Here is a 17,554-nt window from a genome sequence, read left to right on the forward strand (position 1 = left end):
GCTCACATCCCTCTCTCCATCAGTTCTGACATCAGTTTGGTGCTACGGGACTGAAAGCCTGCGAGCTCATTGGGCTCCAGCCCTCCGACCGACAACCGAGCCATGTCATAGAGATGCTTGGCTAGGGATGCAGCTAGTTGCTGGCTTGGAGAACTGGTCTCATTACTGACGAGAACGCTGCCCGCATTCAGTTTCAAGAGGCCTTCCACCATGGGATGACGGCGATTCACCAGAAGAACATGATGGTCTGGTAATCCGGGGAGACGTTGCTCCATCAGAGCACCGATGTCATTCATACGGCGCATCTGCTCAGGAAGAAGGATGAGTGCCGCTGGAGAATCAGCACCACCTTTTAGTGCTTGAACCTGGATCGTGACCTTGTCGTTGTTGAGCGCTTTTTTAATCAAGCCACGCAGGCTTTCACTTGGGCTTTCGCCATCTTGATCGGTCAGTTCAGGTTGTTCATCGCGCATGCTCTCGTCGAGCTCGGCATCAATACGCTGAAATTTGAGCTCACTATGCTTCGATTCAAGCCAAGGAATGAATTGGCTGTCGATCACTGTTTCGGCGAGGAGAACTTCCGCTCCCTGGCCTTTCCAAAGGCTAAGAGCCCCTGCTTGTGCGATTTCGTCAGTGCAGTAAAGAACACGATTGACATGATCGCTCGCTTGGCGGGCTCGATAGCCCGCCAAAGTTGTAAAGGCTTGATCCCCTACGGCAATGGGTTCTTCTGTTTCGCTTGGATTTGGTGGTGCGGTTGTGCCAAACAAGATGAGCTCACTGACCTGATCGGCAAACTTTTCATCCTCCATGGCCCCGATCTTTACGAATGGAGCCAAGGCATCCCAGGCCTCGGCGTAGGACTTGGCATCCTCTTGCTTGAGGCTGCGTAGACGATCAGCAACTTTCTTGGCTACAAAATTGCCAATAGACCGCACTCTGCGGTCAGTCTGCAATGCGCTGCGACTGACATTCAGAGGAATGTCTGGTGAGTCGATCACGCCTCGCAGTGGCAATAGATAACGAGGAACTATTTCCTTGATTGAATCGCTAACGAAGACTTGATTGCAGTAGAGACGGATCTCGCCCTTTTCCCAGTCGGCCCGACCACTCACTTTCGGGAAGAAGAGAATGCCTTGCAGTGCATAGGGGTAATCTGTATTGAGATGAACCCAAAGCAATGGGTCACCCTGGAATGGATAAAGATATCGATAAAGTTCAATGTAGTCCTCGTCAGTTAGCTCTCTTGGTGATTGCCTCCATGGTGCTATTTTTTTATTGACTGGCTCTCCTTCTAGCTCCACTGTGACCGGCATGAAGTCGCAATACTGCGTGATCAGATTGCGAAGGCGGGCTGGTTCGAGGTATTCAACTTCTTCGTCGAGAAGATGCAGAATCACGTCTGTGCCTGGTTCACTACGCTCAGCAGCTTCAAGGCTGAAGTTGGGGGAACCGTCGCAACACCAGCGCACTGGCTCTGAGTTGGGTCGAGCTGAACAGGTAATCAGCTCAACTTCTCGGGCGACCATAAAACTTGAATAAAACCCTAGGCCGAAATGTCCAATAATGGCGTCGTCTTCTTTCTTGTACTTTTCCAGGAAATCTTCTGCACTTGAGAATGCAACCTGATTGATATAGCGCTTTACTTCATCGGCGGTCATGCCAATGCCGTTATCTGTGATGGTGATCGTTTTATTCTCGCGATCAATCCGAATTGATACGTTGCCTTCGGCGCCTTCGCTGCAGTCTCCCGCCATCGCCGCCATTCGCCGCTTGCTAATGGCATCAGCAGCGTTGCTGACTAGTTCACGTAAAAAGACCTCATGGCCGGAATAAACCGCCTTCTTGATAATCGGGAAAATATTTTCAGTATGGATCTGAATCTGACCCTGTTCTAGAACGGTCATGGCACGAGATCGGACAAGGCGAGATTAGGGATGTCTCTTCAGCTGCTCAAGCCTTTTGTTGGTGAGGTCTCCGTACCTTGCCCGTAGGGTTAGGGAGTGCGCTGGAGATCAGAGCGTTCTTCAGCAAGAATTGCACCTTCCACCGGACAGACTTGGAGACAGATGCCGCAGTCGATGCAGGTATCGAAATCAATCCAGTAGAACTCGGTACCTTTCTTGTTGCGGCCTTGGCCTGCCTGAATGCAGGCGACAGGACACGCATCAAGGCAATCGGCGATGCCTTCGCAGACATCGGTCACGATTGTGTGGGCCATGGGGCACTCAAAGCGATGTTGATCCTAGTCAGCCGTTGATCCCAGTCAGCTCGCTAACCAGGCAAGGGAGCTACATCGACGCGTTGCCAGTAGTGACTCGGCGTGATCGGAACTCTCCACCGGATCCAGCTCGATCATGGCGTTGATCCCCTTTCGGTGTAGCTCCTGTTGATGGAGCAATGCTGTTTCAAGACTGGAGGCCGGGCCATAGGCAACCAGAACCCGATCCAAGTCGCTCACACACGGTTGTTCGGCTGCAGGCAGATCTCGGATGTCGTCCAAACAAAAACTGAAGCCAAGGCCTGCTGCGTTGTGGCCTGATGCTCCAAAGCGCTTCAAAACACGGTCATAACGGCCGCCACGAGCGATCACGACAGGTGCTGCACGGCCCTGGCAAACCAGCTGGAAAACGAGTCCGTCATACAACTCGAAGTGGGGCTGGAAACTTGGGTCGAGCTGCAGTTTGATCCCTTGCTGAGCTGCTATTGGTTGTAGATGATTGAACATGCGTTCCAGATGGCACAGCACTGGCTGGCTGCCAAACACACGTCGTTCCTCGGCGAGAACTTCAGAGGGTTCTCCTCGCAGGTCGATTTGTGTCTGAAGCCGTTGCAGTTGCTCGGCTGGTAAATCGAGCGCTTGGAGTTGAAGGCGATCGAAGCAAACAAGGGCCTGCTTGATCTGGTGACGGACCTCGGGGACGAAGGGAGACAGAATCAGGTTCATTAAGCCGGCATGGCCGACCAGAAGCTGAGCCCCATGGTTCTGTTGGAGCTCAAGCGCTTGCATCGAGGTCATCAGCAAGGAGAGCAGCTCTAATTCGCCATTGACTTGGCTCGCCCCAAACAGCTCAACGCCGCTATGAAGCTTCTCTTCGATTCGCTGCCCACCCTCATCGTTGGCGCAGCTCTCAAACACGGTTCCTGACGACCAGAGTCGTAAAGGACGCGGACGCTCAGCAAGTCTGGTAGTTGCCGCTCTGGCAATGGAAGCGGTCAGTTCTGGACGGAGTCCGAGCGGCTCATCAGAGACCAGACGCACAATGTCTGCACTGTCAATGCCACCACCGGCTTTGAGGGTGTCCATCCGCTCCACCTGAGGTGGAGAGACCTCGTCGTATCCCCAACAGCGATAGACAGCAGCGAGCCGCTCGCGCAGCAACTGGTTGTGCTCCACCTGTTGGGGATTGAGATCACGCGCGCCCGAGGCAGGTTGCAGGGCCATCCCAGTGCAAACAACAGATGACTCAGGATCCCATGAGCCCGAGATTGGGTTCGCCAATGACCTCTCCCAACAGCGGTTTCACCTGTGCCAGTTCGCTTGAGATTTGTGCATGGAGTGCAGGATTCGAGGCGAGCACACGGCCTGATCCCAGTTGGAAGGGGCTTCGGTCGTAATCCGATACAACGCCACCAGCCTGTTGCACCAGGGCGACACCTGCAGCTAGATCCCAAGGAGCGAGGCCTCGTTCCCAGTAACCGTCTAACAGCCCCGCTGCGACGAAGGCGAGGTCAACAGCGGCAGCCCCTCCACGCCGAACACCATGGGTTCGGTGGGTGAGCCAACAGAACTCGGCGTAGTTGTTGTCCAGTCTGGTGTGGCGGTCGTAAGCAAAACCTGTCACAAGAAGCGAATCCTTGAGATCAGAGCACTGAGAGACGGCAATTGGTGCGTCGTTGCAGAAGGCGCCTTGGCCCGGACAGCTGTGAAAGATCTGCTTCAGATATGGAACAGCAATGGCCCCAAGCAATGGAGCACCGTTCCAGCACAAACCAACCGATGTGGCGAAGAATGGATATCCGTGGGCAAAGTTGGTCGTGCCGTCTAGGGGGTCCACCATCCACTGCAAGCCATCCTGTGGCCCAAGAAGTCCTGATTCCTCAGCAAGGATTCCGATCTTGGGTGTTTCGGTCTGAAGCACCTGTAGAACCGCTGCCTCAGCCGCTTCATCAGCTTCAGTGAGCAGATCTCCCTGACGACCTTTGCTGCGAATATTCGACAGTCGGCCGTAGTGGGCCATCAGCTGCTCTGCACCATGTTCAGCCGCTTTCTTCGCTGTGGCATGCAAGTGCGTCAGTTGCGACGCGTTCAGGCCAGCTGAACTGGCAACTGATTCGCAAGACGATTGGTTCAAGTCATTCCTCGTCGAGTGGGAGACCAGCGGTGACACGGCCTTGGCCGAAGTGACGTCCGAACTGCAGCTCGTAGACCTCATCTTCATCCTGGGTTTCTGCTTCCAGATCAGCGGTTGCCCTGGCAACACAAAGCAACCCGTAGCCCTGGTCACGAAGCTCACGCGACAATCCCATCGCTTCTCTCTGATCAAGGTCTCCGCTGAGAACACGCACTGCACAGGCTGTGCAACATCCGTTACGGCAAGAAAAAGGCAGAGGGTCTCCTTGCAGTTCAAAACTGCGGAGGATGTACTCACCCTCCGGCACCTGATGGGTAATCGTGCGTTGCTCCTGTCGCCAATGGATGGTCACCCTGTGGCTGCGGGGCATGGCCGAAATCGATCGAACGCCCTGCTACATTCGCACTGCCCCAACCAGCCGCTGGAGAGGTGGCCGAGTGGTCGAAGGCGCAGCACTGGAAATGCTGTATAGGGGCAACTCTATCGAGGGTTCGAATCCCTCCCTCTCCGCTATCTACCGGCCCTAAGGCCGGTTTTTTTATGCAGTGGTTGGCTCGGTGGACGGTTACGGATCAGCCGAAACGCCCAGAGACATAGTCATAGGTGGCCTGTTGGGTCGGTGAATTGAAAATCTTGTCGGTTTCATTGAATTCAACCAGATAACCTACTTTTCCTGAGCCTCCCTCTTGCGCTTCGGCATTGAAAAACGCTGTCCTATCACTGACGCGCACAGCTTGCTGCATGTTGTGCGTCACGATCACAATGGTGAAAGTCTTTTTGAGTTCATGCATGGTTTCCTCAATTTTAAGGGTTGAGATCGGATCAAGAGCAGAACAAGGCTCGTCCATTAGAATCACTTCGGGTTGAATTGCAATGGTTCGAGCAATGCATAAGCGTTGCTGTTGGCCACCAGAGAGAGAACATCCGCTTTCATTTAGTTTGTCTTTGCATTCATCCCATACAGCCGCTTGTCGTAAGGAGCGTTCAACTAATTCATCCATATCACCCGTATAGCCATTGATTCTGGCGCCAAAAGCAATATTTTCGTAGATGCTTTTTGGGAATGGATTCGGTTGCTGGAAAACCATGCCAATCCGCCTTCTCACCTCAACGGGGTCGACGCCTGGATGGTAAAGATCAGCACCGTCGAAGACAACTCGTCCACTAAGAGTGCAGTTATCAATTAAATCATTCATTCGGTTCAGTGCTCTCAGCACCGTGGACTTCCCACATCCAGAGGGGCCGATGAAGGCTGTGACCTGTCCTCTAGGGATGGCGCAGTAGACGTTGCGCACCGCCTCTTCCCCGCCATAACTGATCGAAACATTCTCAAGGGAGAGGCAGATCTCTTCCCCAGTGGTAGGCGTCGCAGTAGTTGCAGAGACTGTCATGGAAAGAATTGAGGAGGCGCTGCCTTTAATCAGCTAATTGGAGCGATGGGTGGACTGTTAATACCTTAGGAATGGTCAACGCGAGGTGAAGGTATTGATCCACCGGGCCACAAGATTGAGGCCAAGAATGAAGGCCACTAGTACGAACGAGGCAGCCCAGGCAAGTTCGTTCTGGACCTCGTAGGGCATGGTTGCAAACTTGAAGATCAATACGGAGAGACTGCCGACAGGGTTGAAGATCCCTTCTGCCCACCAGGGTGAATACAGGGCTGTGAAGATCAGCGGAGCGGTTTCGCCAGCAGCCCTGGCGATCGATAGAACAATCCCTGTTGCAATTGAGCGCGAGGCCTTCGGCAACGTGATTCGAATGGTCGTGACAAAACGGGAAGCACCGACGCCGAGAGCGGCTCTGCGTAGGTCATCCGGGACCAGTTTCAGGCCTTCATCGGTTGTTTTGATCACAGTCGGCAACATCAAAACAGCCAATGCCATCCCCCCGGCTACTGCGCTGTAGGCGTGACCAAACAGGATTCGTGTTGAAACGATGGCGCTATAGATAAAGACACCGGCAATAATCGATGGAACTCCCGAGAGAACATTGGTGCCAAATCGGATGAACTGAGCAAACCATCCATTGCGTGAATACTCTGCTAGAAATACTCCACCACCAATACCGATCGGGATCGCTAGAAGGCTGGCTATCAAGGTCACAATGATTGAACCTTGGATTGCATTGCTGATTCCTCCCACCTCCAAACCTGGAGCGGGCTGCTCTAGGAAAAACAGGTCGAGGCTGAGTTTGCTTGCACCCTTGTAAAGCACATAGCTCAAAACGAGAAACAGTGGCAGAACAGCGACGAGTGAAAAGAGCCCTGCAATGGAAGTCAAGGCGATCCCGAAGACGTTTCGTGATCGCGTTGGCTTGTATCGGAGATCAGGAATAGGCCGACTGGCCTGAGTAATTGTAGAATTCATCAGTACTTAAGGCTGAGCCGTTTAACGATTAACTGGGCCAGGATGTTGACCACTAGTGTTAAAAGGATTAAGACGAATGCTGCATACATCAGCGAGGACACCTGGCTGCCATCAGCCTCGCCAAATTGATTGGCCAACATGGCGGCAATCGTATTGCCGGGAGCGAGTAGAGACCAGCTGAAGTTGTTTGAATTGCCAATGATCATCGTGACTGCCATGGTTTCACCCATGGCACGACCAAGGGCCAACATCACACCTCCCACAATTCCGGAGATGGATGCAGGCAAGATCACATGCAGGATGGCTGACCATTGAGTGCTGCCAACTCCATAGGCAGCCTGCCGCAGCCTGATCGGCACTTGATTCAGTGAATCGCGAGAGATCGCCGTGATGATCGGCAAGATCATCACCACAAGAACCAAAATGGCAGGGGTCATGCCTGGACCCAGCGGTTGTGTGCTGAACAACGGGATGTCTTTAAACGTGAAGTGCAACCAGGTCAGGAAGGGGCGCAAGGCTGGCTCCAGAACGAAAATGGCCCATAGCCCTAGAACCACTGATGGAATCGCCGCAAGCAGCTCGACCATCAGCCCGATCATTTCCCGAAGCGGTCGAGGAATGAACCTTTCTGTGATGAAAATGGCGGTGCCAACTCCGAGTGGAACGGCAATAAGTAATGACACCAACGAAGTCACCATCGTTCCGTAGATGGCTGTTAGGGCTCCGTATTCGTCGTCGACCGGGTTCCAGTTCGAGGTGACCAGGAAGCGCCATCCATAGAGCCCCATCGACTCCAAGGAGCCGTGAAAGACGATGGCCAGGATCAAGACCAGGACAATCGCGACGGTTGAGGCCGTCAAGACAGTCAGCCAATGGAAGCCCGTGTCGAGCTGTTTTTCCGAAGGCGGGCGACGCCGAAGCCTGTAAAGGTCGTTGGGATCGATGGGCATGCAGGCGAGCCACTGTGCTTAAAACGTACGCGGAAGCCACCGCTTCGATCACTAAGACCGTATTAACCAATTGGAAATTCGATCATGAATGGGCTTGGGCCGTTTGGTTTGGCCCGTTAACTTGGAGGTTCGCTAATCACGGCCATGGGGCGGATCGTCGGAATCGACCTGGGAACGACCAATTCCGTCGTTGCGGTGTTGGAAGCGGGTCGACCGCAGGTCATCGCGAACGCCGAGGGAACCCGTACCACACCATCAGTGCTTGGTTACACCAAGGATTCAGAACTTCTTGTTGGTCAGGCAGCTCGGCGTCAACTGGTCCTCAACCCCAGAAATACGTTTTCCAACCTCAAACGCTTTGTCGGTCGCAGTTGGGATGAACTGGATGACAGCAGTCTGACGGTTCCATACACGGTTCGAGCCAATGCTCAGAACAACGTGCGCGTGGCCTGTCCAATCACGGAAAGGGAATACGCCCCTGAGGAATTGGTGGCCAGTATTCTTCGCAAGCTCGTTGATGATGCCGCCACCTATCTCGGTGAAAGCGTGGAAGCGGCGGTGATTACAGTCCCTGCCTATTTCAATGATGCCCAGCGTCAGTCCACCCGCGATGCCGGACGTCTCGCCGGGATTGAGGTTGAACGCATCCTTAACGAACCCACTGCAGCAGCTCTGGCCTATGGCTTTGATCGCAGTGCGGTGAAGCGTGTGTTGGTGTTTGACCTTGGTGGTGGCACCTTCGATGTCTCACTGTTGCGTGTGGCTAACGGTGTTTTTGATGTCAAGAGCACCAACGGAGACACCCAATTGGGTGGTAACGACTTCGATCAGCGCATTGTTGATTGGCTAGCAGAGGCTTTTTTGAAGGCTCACGGCATCGACCTACGTCGTGACAGGCAGGCTCTGCAGCGACTGACAGAGGCAGCAGAAAAGGCCAAACAGGAGCTGTCTGGTGTTGTGATCACACCGATCTCACTGCCTTTTATTGCCACAGGTACCGACGGCCCGCTTCACATCGAAACCTCATTGGAACGCTCGACCTTCGAGGGTCTGTGCCCTGATTTGCTCGACCGTCTGCTCGTTCCCGTCCAAGCAGCCTTGCGTGATTCTGGCTGGGCGGCAGACGATATTGATGATGTGGTGCTGGTTGGTGGTGGCACGCGAATGCCGATGGTGCAACAACTGGTGCGCACCCTGATTCCTCACGATCCATGCCAATCAGTCAACCCGGATGAGGTTGTCGCCGTTGGGGCAGCGGTTCAAGCCGGGATTCTCACTGGAGAACTGCGTGATCTGTTGCTGAATGATGTGACACCACTGTCCCTAGGTCTGGAAACGGTGGGAGGGCTGATGAAGGTTTTGATTCCCCGCAACACTCCGATTCCCGTTCGCCAGTCGGATGTGTTCAGTACCTCCGAATCGAATCAGTCGTCGGTCGAGATTCATGTTTGGCAGGGAGAACGTCAAATGGCCTCCGACAACAAATCGTTGGGTCGGTTTCGCCTCTCCGGTATTCCTCCCGCTCCTCGCGGTGTCCCCCAGATTCAGGTCGCCTTTGATATCGATGCCAACGGCATCCTGCAAGTGAGTGCAACGGATCGAACCACTGGCAGAAAGCAATCGGTAACGATCCAAGGTGGATCGAATTTGAACGAAGACGAACTGCAGGCTCTGCTGGCCGAAGCTGAAGCTCGGGCCGATGAAGACCGTCGCACCCGTGCTGCGATTGAGCGCCGCAATAGAGCCCTGACGTTGGTCTCCCAGGCTGAACGTCGTTTAAGGGATGCGGCCCTCGAATTGGGTCCTTATGGGGCAGAGCGGCAGCAGCGTGCCGTGGAGATGGCCATGCGTGACCTCCAGGATCTTCTGGAACAGGATGATCTTCAGGAATTGGAACTGGGTGTTAGTGCTCTCCAGGAGGCTTTGTTTGGTCTCAATAAACGTTTGTCCGCAGAACGACGGTCTGAGTCCAGTCCATTGCAGGGGATCAGAAACACTCTCGGTTCTCTGAAGGATGAATTGTTTGCTGATGACGACTGGGATGAGGATCCCTGGTCGAGCCCCAGCGGCAGACCCTCCCAGGGCCGATACAGCTCGTCAAGACAAGGGATGGATCCCTGGGACGATGACTTCTACCGCTGAACCCAATTACTGGTCCCTGCTCGGTCTCGAGCCAGATAGCGATGCGGACGCCCTAAAGCGGGCCTTCCGTCGCGAGGCAAGACGCTGGCATCCGGATTTGAATGCCAACGACAGGCAGGCAGAAGAGCGGTTCAAGTTGGTCAATGAGGCCTATGCGGTGCTCAGTGATCCGAAGCGGAGACGCGCCTGGGAAGGACGCAGCATCGATCCCCCTTCCCATGTCGACCCCTTTGCCTCAGGCTTTCCGGACTTTGAGGATTACCTCGAGGTTGTGTTGGGTTTGGGCCGACGCCGGGCCAGTGATCAAGACGATGAGGCACGGCAAACGGTGACCGATTCACCAGCCGACTCACAGCATTTTTCTGGCGATTGGCCGGCTACAGCCCCACCACCCCCACCTCCGCCTGTGCAGGCAGCGGAAACTCTGGAAACTGATGTGTTGCTCACGCCGGATCAGGCACTGTGCGGAACCGCTGTTGAGATTGAGCTCAGGGATGGAACCCTCGTTGAGGTGCTAACTCCACCTCAGGCCGGCGATGGTTGGAGGCTCAGGCTGGCCGGCGTCACACCTGGGGGAGGAGATCACTTCCTCCATTTGCGAGTGCAAACGGAGGAGGGCCTTCGCATTGATGGGCTTCGCGTGCACTATCGCCTTGAGCTCCTACCCGCCGATGCTGCTCTGGGCTGTGCCGTTGACGTGCCGACTCTTTCTGGACCGGTAACGCTCCAGGTGCCACCAGGCTCCTCCAGCGGCCGGTTGCTGCGACTGCGTGGACGAGGACTCGAATCGGACGATCGTCGGGGTGACCAATTGGTGGAGATCGTCGTTGTGATTCCTGCTCAGCTCACGGAGGCGGAACGGGCTCTCTATCGAAGACTGCAGGAACTAGCCCTCGAGACTGAGCTCGACTGATCCTGTCCGATCGGTTTCTGGCTGATCGGTGAGAGACTGGCCTTGATTTTCTGCGCCGAATGCTTGTTCACGTTCTTCTTTATGACGCCGGACAGGACAGTGAAGGCATTCACTCACTGGAAGTGTCAGGAAACACAGTGGTGTTGATGTTCGAGAACCGTGATGATGCGGATCGTTATGCCGGACTGCTGGAGGCGCAGGACTTTCCAGTTCCAACCATCGAAGCCTTGGATCGCGAAGAGATTGAGATCTTCTGCCGTCAGGCCGGTTACGAACCAAGGCTTGTGGAGTCTGGATTTGTTCCCCAGACGGATGAAGACCGGTTGCTGCTTGCGCCTCCATCCGCGAATCGTGATGTGAGCACTTGGCAGGAGTCAGAAGAAGGTGATGAAACTGCTGCTCCAACCAAAGGCAATAGCAGTGATCTGGATGAGATCCGCCGGCGCCTTGAAGGATTGCTCTGAGCGACGATGACGGAACCCTTCGACTCAGAGCCAATGCTTGTGGCGTCCGACGATCGTGGCCACCTGCTCACCGAACAGTCCAATCCCCGCAGCAGTGATCTCGACACCCTCAGCGTCGAAGACCTGGTCGCCCTGTTCATTAGCGAAGACGTCAAACCTCAACAGGCTGTGGCTCAAGCTGCTGGGGCAATCACTGAGGCTGTTGAACGCATTTCCGAGCGGTTGCGTGCTGGAGGACGCCTTTTCTATGTGGGAGCTGGTACGTCTGGCAGGCTTGGCGTTCTGGACGCCGCAGAATGCCCACCTACCTTCTGTAGTCCTCCCGAGCTTGTGCAGGGTGTTCTTGCCGGAGGCGCTCCTGCTCTACTCCGCAGTTCAGAAGGACTCGAGGATCTCAGTGATGCTGGAGCCAGTGATCTTCAGGATTGCAAGCTTGGGGCAGCAGATTGCGTGATCGGAATCGCAGCGGGAGGAACGACGCCCTATGTGCATGGTGCCCTGAACTATGCACGATCCACCGGAGCACTTGCCATTGCGATGGCCTGCGTTCCTGCCGAGCAGGTGCCGATCGGTTGCGACATTGATATCCGTTTGATCACAGGCCCTGAGCTGCTGACGGGCTCAACTCGCCTGAAGGCTGGCACTGCAACAAAAATGGCGCTCAACGTGATTTCAACCTCGGTGATGGTGCGCTTGGGGAAGGTGTACGGAAATCGCATGGTTGATGTCGCAGCAACCAACAGCAAGCTGATGGATCGTGCTCTGCGCATCCTTAGGGATCTGGCGAATGTTCCGCGCGATCGTGGCATTGAATTGCTCCGACAGGCTGACGGCTCTGTGAAGCTGGCGCTATTGATGGCAGGCACCGGACTTCCGTTGCAAGAAGCCCGCTCAGTACTCGCCAATCACGGCAATCAGCTACGGGAGGCTTTGAGCAGTTGTGACGCTGAGCTGAAAGCATCCTGAATCACCAGACTCTCGGCTTAGTCAGCGTTGAAAGCTCCCCAATAGGGGCTTGTGAACAGGTCAAGGGCTTGGCGTGTTGTGGCTGGAACCGACTCAGGACGCGTCATCAAGGCATCCGCTAGAGCTGTGTGCGCTGGTGAAAGGGGGCGCGACGCAGCCAGGGCTTGCATGAGCTCCTGAAGAATCGGACCTGTGGCTGCGGCATTGGCCTGCAAATTGGCGATCACCATCTCGACACTGACAGCATCATGATCCGTATGCCAGCAGTCAAAGTCGGTGACCATGCTGAGAGACGCATAGGCGATCTCAGCTTCACGGGCGAGACGGGCTTCCGTGTGGTTGGTCATGCCAATCACATCACAGCCCCAACTTCGGTACAGCTCACTTTCCGCCCGGGTCGAAAAGGCAGGTCCCTCCATGCATAAATACGTCCCACCCCGGTGCAGTCGTTGACCATCCGGTAGTGAGGTTTCCGCCGCCGTTGCTAAGAGGGCACTGAGCTTTGGGCAGAAGGGGTCAGCGAGACTGACATGAGCAACACAACCGTTGCCGAAAAAGCTTGCCGGTCGCTGCATTGTGCGATCAATAAATTGTTCCGGCACGACCATGTCGCGCGGTTGAAGATGGGCCTGTAAGGAACCAACAGCCGATACGGATACCAGCCATCGAACTTGAAGTGATCGCATGGCCCAGATGTTTGCCCGATAGGGCACTTCCGTTGGCAGCAGATGATGACCTCGACCATGTCGAGCAAGGAACACCACTTCAGCTCCGTTCAAGCGGCCGATTCGAAAGGAATCAGAAGGCTCACCGAAAGGCGTGTTCACTTGTAGTTCCTTGACTCCCTCCAATCCCTCGATGGCATAGAGCCCACTGCCGCCGATCACTCCAACTCGGGCCTCTTGGAGGTTGTCCTGAAGGGCGTCAGTGGGCATGGCAAGGGATGTCATTCAGTCCATCCTGCACCTGCGTAGCATGGTCTTTTGCAGCCAGCGTTTTGACGACTGTTCTGATGGAAACCGATGCCGGCCAGATCAAGCTGGACTTGTTCGATAACGACGCCCCGAAAACGGTGGCCAACTTCGTCAAATTGGCTAAAGACGGGTTCTATGACGGTCTTGCCTTCCATCGGGTCATCGACGGTTTTATGGCCCAGGGCGGCTGTCCGAATTCACGTGAAGGCGCCAAGGGAATGGCTGGTACCGGAGGTCCCGGCTACATGATCGATTGCGAGATCAACAGCCGAAAGCATGGTCCAGGTGCGCTCTCAATGGCCCATGCTGGCCCTAACACTGGCGGTAGCCAGTTTTTTATCGTTCACGAAGCACAGCCTCACCTGGATGGAGTGCACACGGTTTTTGGTCAAACCGGGGATATGAACGTTGTGATGGCCCTGCGCAATGGTTCCCGAATCAACAAAGTGACCGTTCAGGACTGATTGGTCTCCACGATCAACTCCATAACAGCAGAGTCGGCTTCTCAAGCTGACTCTGTTCAGGCATCCGTCCGCTTCTGACGTCTTCGAGGGATGCTTCGATCCGCTCCAGGGTCTGCGATGGGTGATTGATTTGCTGCGCCGTTGGAGCGGTGTAGAGACCAATGCGGCTGGTTTCCTGCCAAGAAGCGAGTGTTTGAATCAGCGACCGGAGTCGCGTGGTGAAGGAGCTACCACCTGGGCCTCTCTGTACATCCGTGATGCGCCAGGCAAATTGTGGACGTTCCCACAGGGCCAAAAGCCTCGGTGATGAGTTGGCAGTGATCGAAACTTCAACGTTGCTGGCTGCTGTTTCGCATCTGGTGCGGATCAAGGGGAGTTGATCTGAACTACAATTGCCATCCCAGCTAATCACCGTTTGGCTTGTTATTGGTGCAATGGTTGAGTCTTCGATGCTAATGATCGGTGCACTTGGCTGATCAACAGTACCCTGAAATAGGTGGCCTAACTTGTCACGCTTAACGGCGAGATAATCGGCATTGTGATCGCCTGGATTGATCACCAGCGGCACCCGATCCACCACCTCCAGGCCATAACCACCAAGACCAGCGATCTTGCGTGGATTGTTCGTCAGAAGACGAAGACGATGAATGCCAAGATCACTAAGAATCTGAGCCCCGACCCCGTAGTTACGCAGATCGGCCGGAAACCCCAGCTTCTCATTCGCTTCAACCGTGTCTAGGCCACCATCCTGAAGGCTGTAGGCCTTGAGTTTGTTGATCAGACCGATCCCACGTCCTTCCTGACGCAGATAGACCACCACGCCTTCTCCCTCAGCTTCAATTTGACGCAGTGCAGCCTCCAGTTGCGGCCTGCAATCACAACGCAGTGATCCGAAGGCATCACCGGTGAGGCACTCGGAGTGCATGCGCACCAGAACGGGTTCGCTCAAGCGATCGGGATCGCCTTTGACAATGGCGACATGCTCGCTTCCATCTAGCTCATTGCGATAACCAATGGCCTTGAATTCACCGAAAACACTGGGCATCGAGGCATAAGCCTGACGCACAACAAAACGTTCATTCTCAAGCCGGTAACGAATCAGGTCAGCAATGCTGATGAGGCGAAGATTCCATTGATCCGCATACTCCTTGAGTTGGGGAAGCCTGGCCATCGAACCATCTGCATTTTGGATTTCGCAGATCACACCGGCTGGGATGAGGCCAGAAAGGGCGGAAAGATCGATGGCTGCCTCGGTATGGCCGGCTCGCTTCAGAACGCCTCCCTGGCGAGCGCGCAGCGGGAAAATATGACCAGGACGGCGCAGATCCGTAGGACGTGCATCCTGTCGCAGAGCAACCTGGATGGTTTTGGAACGGTCTTCAGCCGAGATCCCCGTTGAAACACCATTTTCAGGGCCTGCATCAATGCTCACCGTGAAGGCTGTTTGGTTGGCATCGGTATTGCGATCAACCATCAAAGGCAGATCAAGAGCATCAAGCTGCTGACCTTCCATGGCCAGACAGATCAATCCCCTGGCATGGGTGGCCATGAAGTTGATCTGATCCGGGGAAGCGTATTGGGCTGCGCAGATCAGGTCACCTTCGTTTTCGCGGCGTTCGTCATCCACCACAACGACACATTCGCCGTTGCGGATCGCAGCAAGGGCATCAGGAATCGTGTCGAAGCGAACGGTTTGAACCGCGTCAGCAGTGGAAGGCGTGCTCAGGGGAGTTCAGAAGCCAACAATCTGCATTCATTATCGACATCAGTACGATCAGCCGAACACCCAAACGACGCATGCAGCCCACTTCCACGATTCCCGCCCCTATCGCCTCGGGCGGGGTTGTCGGACGCGTCGCGGTCGTGGGAGCCTCTGGCTACGGCGGTTTGCAGACCCTCCGGCTCTTACAAGCCCATCCCCAGTTCGCAGTCACCTTCCTTGGCGGTGAGCGCAGTGCAGGCAAGCGCTGGAGTGATGTTTGCCCTTTCCTTCCCTTGTTGGATGACCCCGTTGTCGAAGCTCCTGATGCCGACAGGATCTCCGAGGCGGCTGACTACGCCGTGCTCAGTCTTCCCAACGGTCTCGCGAGTGAGATGGTTCCCAAGCTGCTTGAGCGGGGCGTTCGTGTTGTGGATTTGTCGGCTGATTACCGCTATCGCAGCCTGGACGAATGGTCTCAGGTCTATGTGCATGAGGCACAGAAGCATCAACGGCAAGACTCCGACCTCTGCCAGGAGGCGGTTTACGGACTGCCGGAATGGCATGGACCGGCAATCGCTCAGGCCCGTCTCGTTGCCGCCCCAGGATGCTTCCCTACGACAAGCCTTCTCCCACTTCTGCCCTTCCTGAAGCAAGGACTGATCGAGACCGACGGATTGATCATTGACGCCAAAACAGGAACCTCCGGAGGGGGAAGAGCTGCGAAGGAAAACCTGCTCCTCGCGGAAGCGTCTGAATCGATCTGCCCCTACGGCGTTGTGGGCCATCGCCACACTTCAGAGATCGAACAGATCGCCTCATCCGTGGCTGGATGTCAGATCAATCTCCAGTTCACCCCGCACCTTGTACCCATGGTTCGTGGTCTTCTGGCCACCGTTTATGCCCGGCTGAGGGATCCAGGCTTGACTGCAGACGATTGCACAACGGTCTTGGAGGCTGTGTATCGCCACCACCCCTGCGTGCGCGTTCTCCCCGTCGGTACGTATCCGGCCACGAAGTGGGCCAAACACACCAACCAGGCCCTGCTGTCTGTTCAGGTCGATAGCCGTACCGGACGGTTAGTGCTGATGAGTGCTGTCGACAATCTGATGAAAGGGCAGGCTGGTCAGGGGGTGCAGTGCCTCAATCTGATGGCAGGGCTCACGGCCACCACGGGCCTGCCACTCGATCCGTTTTATCCCTGATCAGGGCAAGGCCTGTTGGCCCTCAACCTCCTGATCGCCAACGTTCACCAATTAACGCCACGGCCCAAGGCAAGATCCGGTGCTCTTGAACACTGATACGTGACGACAGTGTCTCGTGATCGTCGCCTTCCAACACTGGTACGGCTGCTTGGCTGATCACAGGTCCGGTGTCCACGTCCTCACGCACCAAATGTGCCGTACAGCCTGTGATTCGTACGCCAGCGGCCAGCGCTTGACCAACAGCATTCACACCCCGAAAGCTCGGTAGAAGAGAGGGGTGGATGTTGATCAGTCGTTCTTGATAGGCATTGATCAACACAGGTGTGACAATCCGCATCCAACCAGCCATCACCACCGCTTCGACTCCGGCCTGGCGAAAACTGTCAACAAGGGCCCTGTCGAGGTCTTCACGGCTGCTGTAACGGCGATGGTCATGCACAAGGCAGGGCACAGCGAGCCGTTCTGCTCTTTGTTGGGCCCCACAGCCTGGATTATTCACAACCAGCAGCTCGATCTGAGCATGCAGTCGTTCTTGGCTTGCCTGCACCAGAGCCTCGAAATTGCTGCCATGTCCAGAGGCCATCACGCCCAGGCGCAGCGGCGTGTTGAACTGTGGCCAGGCACGCTCCAACGGAGCGATCAGGACATCCCCACGCCGAGCGTCCATTGGATTGAAGTGGCTAGTGTTTGACAAAGCGGGCATTCAAACCGTGTCCCATTTGTCCATCCTGCCCACAGCCCTTACCGATCTCGACCGTCTGGCTTCTGTCCTCATCGGTCAGGGCTATCGCGTTGAACGCGAGGGACGACTGATCGGTTTTGCCGGTGAAAGTCTGCGATTTGATCTCAAAGCCACCAGCTCCGCTGGTACCCATTTCGCCTGGCGACGGTCTGCATCCGGTCCACAGCTTGAACTGATTGCTGATCTCGAACGCCAGGGTGCCGCTGATACCTACCAACCGAGGTTGCAACGCATTCTTCGGCTCTATGCCTTATCCAAAGCCTTGGATGAGGTTGAATCATCTCCCGCTTTGAAGGACGTATACGCCTGTTGAC

At 55.4% G+C, this 17,554-nt stretch carries 18 protein-coding genes and 1 tRNA gene; 8 read left to right on the forward strand and 11 right to left on the reverse strand.

What is annotated here, in order from left to right:
* Positions 1–2 precede the first annotated feature (2 nt).
* From htpG to DXY10_RS00930, 5 genes are all read right to left on the reverse strand, one after another.
* Complete coding sequence (gene htpG, locus DXY10_RS00910) at positions 3–1,907, reverse strand: molecular chaperone HtpG (RefSeq protein ID WP_115015025.1); 1,905 nt, start codon at positions 1,905–1,907, stop codon at positions 3–5.
* 89 nt (positions 1,908–1,996) lie between these two features.
* Entirely contained in the window at positions 1,997–2,221 is a 225-nt protein-coding gene (locus DXY10_RS00915) for a ferredoxin family protein (protein ID WP_115015026.1), read from the reverse strand.
* 45 nt (positions 2,222–2,266) lie between these two features.
* Entirely contained in the window at positions 2,267–3,445 is a 1,179-nt protein-coding gene (locus tag DXY10_RS00920; protein ID WP_115015028.1) for an ATP phosphoribosyltransferase regulatory subunit, read from the reverse strand.
* A gap of 22 nt (positions 3,446–3,467) precedes the next feature.
* The gene (locus DXY10_RS00925) at positions 3,468–4,355 is read right to left on the reverse strand and encodes an inositol monophosphatase family protein (protein ID WP_244281852.1); all 888 of its coding nucleotides are present in this window, start codon (positions 4,353–4,355) and stop codon (positions 3,468–3,470) included.
* Position 4,356: 1 nt separating this feature from the next.
* Positions 4,357–4,725 (reverse strand): 2Fe-2S iron-sulfur cluster-binding protein, encoded by a 369-nt coding sequence (locus tag DXY10_RS00930; protein WP_115015032.1) that lies wholly within the window; start codon positions 4,723–4,725, stop codon positions 4,357–4,359.
* Positions 4,726–4,778: 53 nt separating this feature from the next.
* Here DXY10_RS00930 and DXY10_RS00935 point away from each other — a divergent pair.
* Positions 4,779–4,865: transfer RNA gene (locus DXY10_RS00935), tRNA-Ser, on the forward strand.
* Positions 4,866–4,927: 62 nt separating this feature from the next.
* Here the strand turns inward: DXY10_RS00935 and pstB are convergent.
* From pstB to pstC, 3 genes are all read right to left on the reverse strand, one after another.
* Entirely contained in the window at positions 4,928–5,746 is an 819-nt protein-coding gene (gene pstB / locus DXY10_RS00940) for a phosphate ABC transporter ATP-binding protein PstB (protein WP_115015034.1), read from the reverse strand.
* A 75-nt stretch (positions 5,747–5,821) separates the two neighbouring features.
* Entirely contained in the window at positions 5,822–6,721 is a 900-nt protein-coding gene (gene pstA / locus DXY10_RS00945; RefSeq protein ID WP_115015036.1) for a phosphate ABC transporter permease PstA, read from the reverse strand.
* On the reverse strand, positions 6,721–7,671 hold the full coding sequence (gene pstC, locus DXY10_RS00950; RefSeq protein ID WP_115015038.1) for a phosphate ABC transporter permease subunit PstC: 951 nt from the start codon (positions 7,669–7,671) through the stop codon (positions 6,721–6,723). Before pstC ends, pstA begins: the two co-directional genes overlap by 1 nt.
* 144 nt (positions 7,672–7,815) lie before the next feature.
* On the opposite strand from pstC, the gene dnaK reads away from it, so the two are divergent.
* From dnaK to murQ, 4 genes are read left to right on the forward strand one after another with little or no spacing between them, the layout of a single operon-like run.
* Positions 7,816–9,813 carry a molecular chaperone DnaK gene (gene dnaK, locus DXY10_RS00955; RefSeq protein ID WP_115015040.1) on the forward strand — a complete coding sequence of 666 codons (1,998 nt, stop codon included), beginning with the start codon at positions 7,816–7,818 and terminating at the stop codon, positions 9,811–9,813.
* Entirely contained in the window at positions 9,797–10,726 is a 930-nt protein-coding gene (locus tag DXY10_RS00960) for a DnaJ C-terminal domain-containing protein (RefSeq protein WP_115015042.1), read from the forward strand. The genes dnaK and DXY10_RS00960 overlap by 17 nt, the downstream gene beginning before the upstream one ends.
* A gap of 59 nt (positions 10,727–10,785) precedes the next feature.
* Positions 10,786–11,190 carry a DUF3110 domain-containing protein gene (locus DXY10_RS00965; protein WP_115015043.1) on the forward strand — a complete coding sequence of 135 codons (405 nt, stop codon included), beginning with the start codon at positions 10,786–10,788 and terminating at the stop codon, positions 11,188–11,190.
* 6 nt (positions 11,191–11,196) lie between these two features.
* Positions 11,197–12,156, forward strand: coding sequence for an N-acetylmuramic acid 6-phosphate etherase (gene murQ / locus DXY10_RS00970; protein WP_244281853.1), 960 nt, complete (start codon positions 11,197–11,199; stop codon positions 12,154–12,156).
* A 17-nt stretch (positions 12,157–12,173) separates the two neighbouring features.
* Here murQ and mtnP read toward each other — a convergent pair whose 3' ends face one another.
* Positions 12,174–13,091: an S-methyl-5'-thioadenosine phosphorylase gene (gene mtnP, locus DXY10_RS00975; RefSeq protein ID WP_115015045.1), complete on the reverse strand. Its 918-nt coding sequence runs from the start codon at positions 13,089–13,091 to the stop codon at positions 12,174–12,176.
* Positions 13,092–13,168: 77 nt separating this feature from the next.
* Between mtnP and DXY10_RS00980 the strand changes: the two genes are divergently transcribed.
* A complete protein-coding gene (locus tag DXY10_RS00980; RefSeq protein ID WP_371410920.1) occupies positions 13,169–13,594 on the forward strand; it encodes a peptidylprolyl isomerase in 426 nt (141 codons plus the stop codon).
* Positions 13,595–13,607: 13 nt separating this feature from the next.
* Here DXY10_RS00980 and ribBA read toward each other — a convergent pair whose 3' ends face one another.
* Positions 13,608–15,269, reverse strand: coding sequence for a bifunctional 3,4-dihydroxy-2-butanone-4-phosphate synthase/GTP cyclohydrolase II (gene ribBA, locus DXY10_RS00985; protein WP_244281874.1), 1,662 nt, complete (start codon positions 15,267–15,269; stop codon positions 13,608–13,610).
* A 122-nt stretch (positions 15,270–15,391) separates the two neighbouring features.
* On the opposite strand from ribBA, the gene argC reads away from it, so the two are divergent.
* Positions 15,392–16,498, forward strand: coding sequence for an N-acetyl-gamma-glutamyl-phosphate reductase (gene argC, locus DXY10_RS00990; protein WP_115015051.1), 1,107 nt, complete (start codon positions 15,392–15,394; stop codon positions 16,496–16,498).
* A 22-nt stretch (positions 16,499–16,520) separates the two neighbouring features.
* Here argC and purN read toward each other — a convergent pair whose 3' ends face one another.
* Positions 16,521–17,165, reverse strand: coding sequence for a phosphoribosylglycinamide formyltransferase (gene purN, locus DXY10_RS00995; protein WP_115015055.1), 645 nt, complete (start codon positions 17,163–17,165; stop codon positions 16,521–16,523).
* A gap of 43 nt (positions 17,166–17,208) precedes the next feature.
* Between purN and DXY10_RS01000 the strand changes: the two genes are divergently transcribed.
* Positions 17,209–17,553: a DUF1257 domain-containing protein gene (locus DXY10_RS01000; RefSeq protein WP_136988986.1), complete on the forward strand. Its 345-nt coding sequence runs from the start codon at positions 17,209–17,211 to the stop codon at positions 17,551–17,553.
* Position 17,554 lies beyond the last annotated feature (1 nt).

This window comes from Synechococcus sp. UW140 (genome assembly GCF_900474295.1).
Classification (GTDB): Bacteria; Cyanobacteriota; Cyanobacteriia; order PCC-6307; family Cyanobiaceae; genus Synechococcus_C.

Excerpts from the sequence above, each read along its gene's own strand:
- htpG (WP_115015025.1), bottom strand. The coding sequence starts at position 1,907 with ATGACCGTTCTAGAACAGGGTCAGATTCAGATCCATACTGAAAATATT.
- DXY10_RS00915 (WP_115015026.1), bottom strand. The coding sequence starts at position 2,221 with ATGGCCCACACAATCGTGACCGATGTCTGCGAAGGCATCGCCGATTGC.
- DXY10_RS00920 (WP_115015028.1), bottom strand. The coding sequence starts at position 3,445 with ATGGCCCTGCAACCTGCCTCGGGCGCGCGTGATCTCAATCCCCAACAG.
- DXY10_RS00930 (WP_115015032.1), bottom strand. The coding sequence starts at position 4,725 with ATGCCCCGCAGCCACAGGGTGACCATCCATTGGCGACAGGAGCAACGC.
- pstB (WP_115015034.1), bottom strand. The coding sequence starts at position 5,746 with ATGACAGTCTCTGCAACTACTGCGACGCCTACCACTGGGGAAGAGATC.
- pstA (WP_115015036.1), bottom strand. The coding sequence starts at position 6,721 with ATGAATTCTACAATTACTCAGGCCAGTCGGCCTATTCCTGATCTCCGA.
- pstC (WP_115015038.1), bottom strand. The coding sequence starts at position 7,671 with ATGCCCATCGATCCCAACGACCTTTACAGGCTTCGGCGTCGCCCGCCT.
- dnaK (WP_115015040.1), top strand. The coding sequence starts at position 7,816 with ATGGGGCGGATCGTCGGAATCGACCTGGGAACGACCAATTCCGTCGTT.
- DXY10_RS00960 (WP_115015042.1), top strand. The coding sequence starts at position 9,797 with ATGACTTCTACCGCTGAACCCAATTACTGGTCCCTGCTCGGTCTCGAG.
- DXY10_RS00965 (WP_115015043.1), top strand. The coding sequence starts at position 10,786 with ATGCTTGTTCACGTTCTTCTTTATGACGCCGGACAGGACAGTGAAGGC.
- murQ (WP_244281853.1), top strand. The coding sequence starts at position 11,197 with ATGACGGAACCCTTCGACTCAGAGCCAATGCTTGTGGCGTCCGACGAT.
- mtnP (WP_115015045.1), bottom strand. The coding sequence starts at position 13,091 with ATGCCCACTGACGCCCTTCAGGACAACCTCCAAGAGGCCCGAGTTGGA.
- DXY10_RS00980 (WP_371410920.1), top strand. The coding sequence starts at position 13,169 with ATGGAAACCGATGCCGGCCAGATCAAGCTGGACTTGTTCGATAACGAC.
- argC (WP_115015051.1), top strand. The coding sequence starts at position 15,392 with ATGCAGCCCACTTCCACGATTCCCGCCCCTATCGCCTCGGGCGGGGTT.
- purN (WP_115015055.1), bottom strand. The coding sequence starts at position 17,165 with ATGGACGCTCGGCGTGGGGATGTCCTGATCGCTCCGTTGGAGCGTGCC.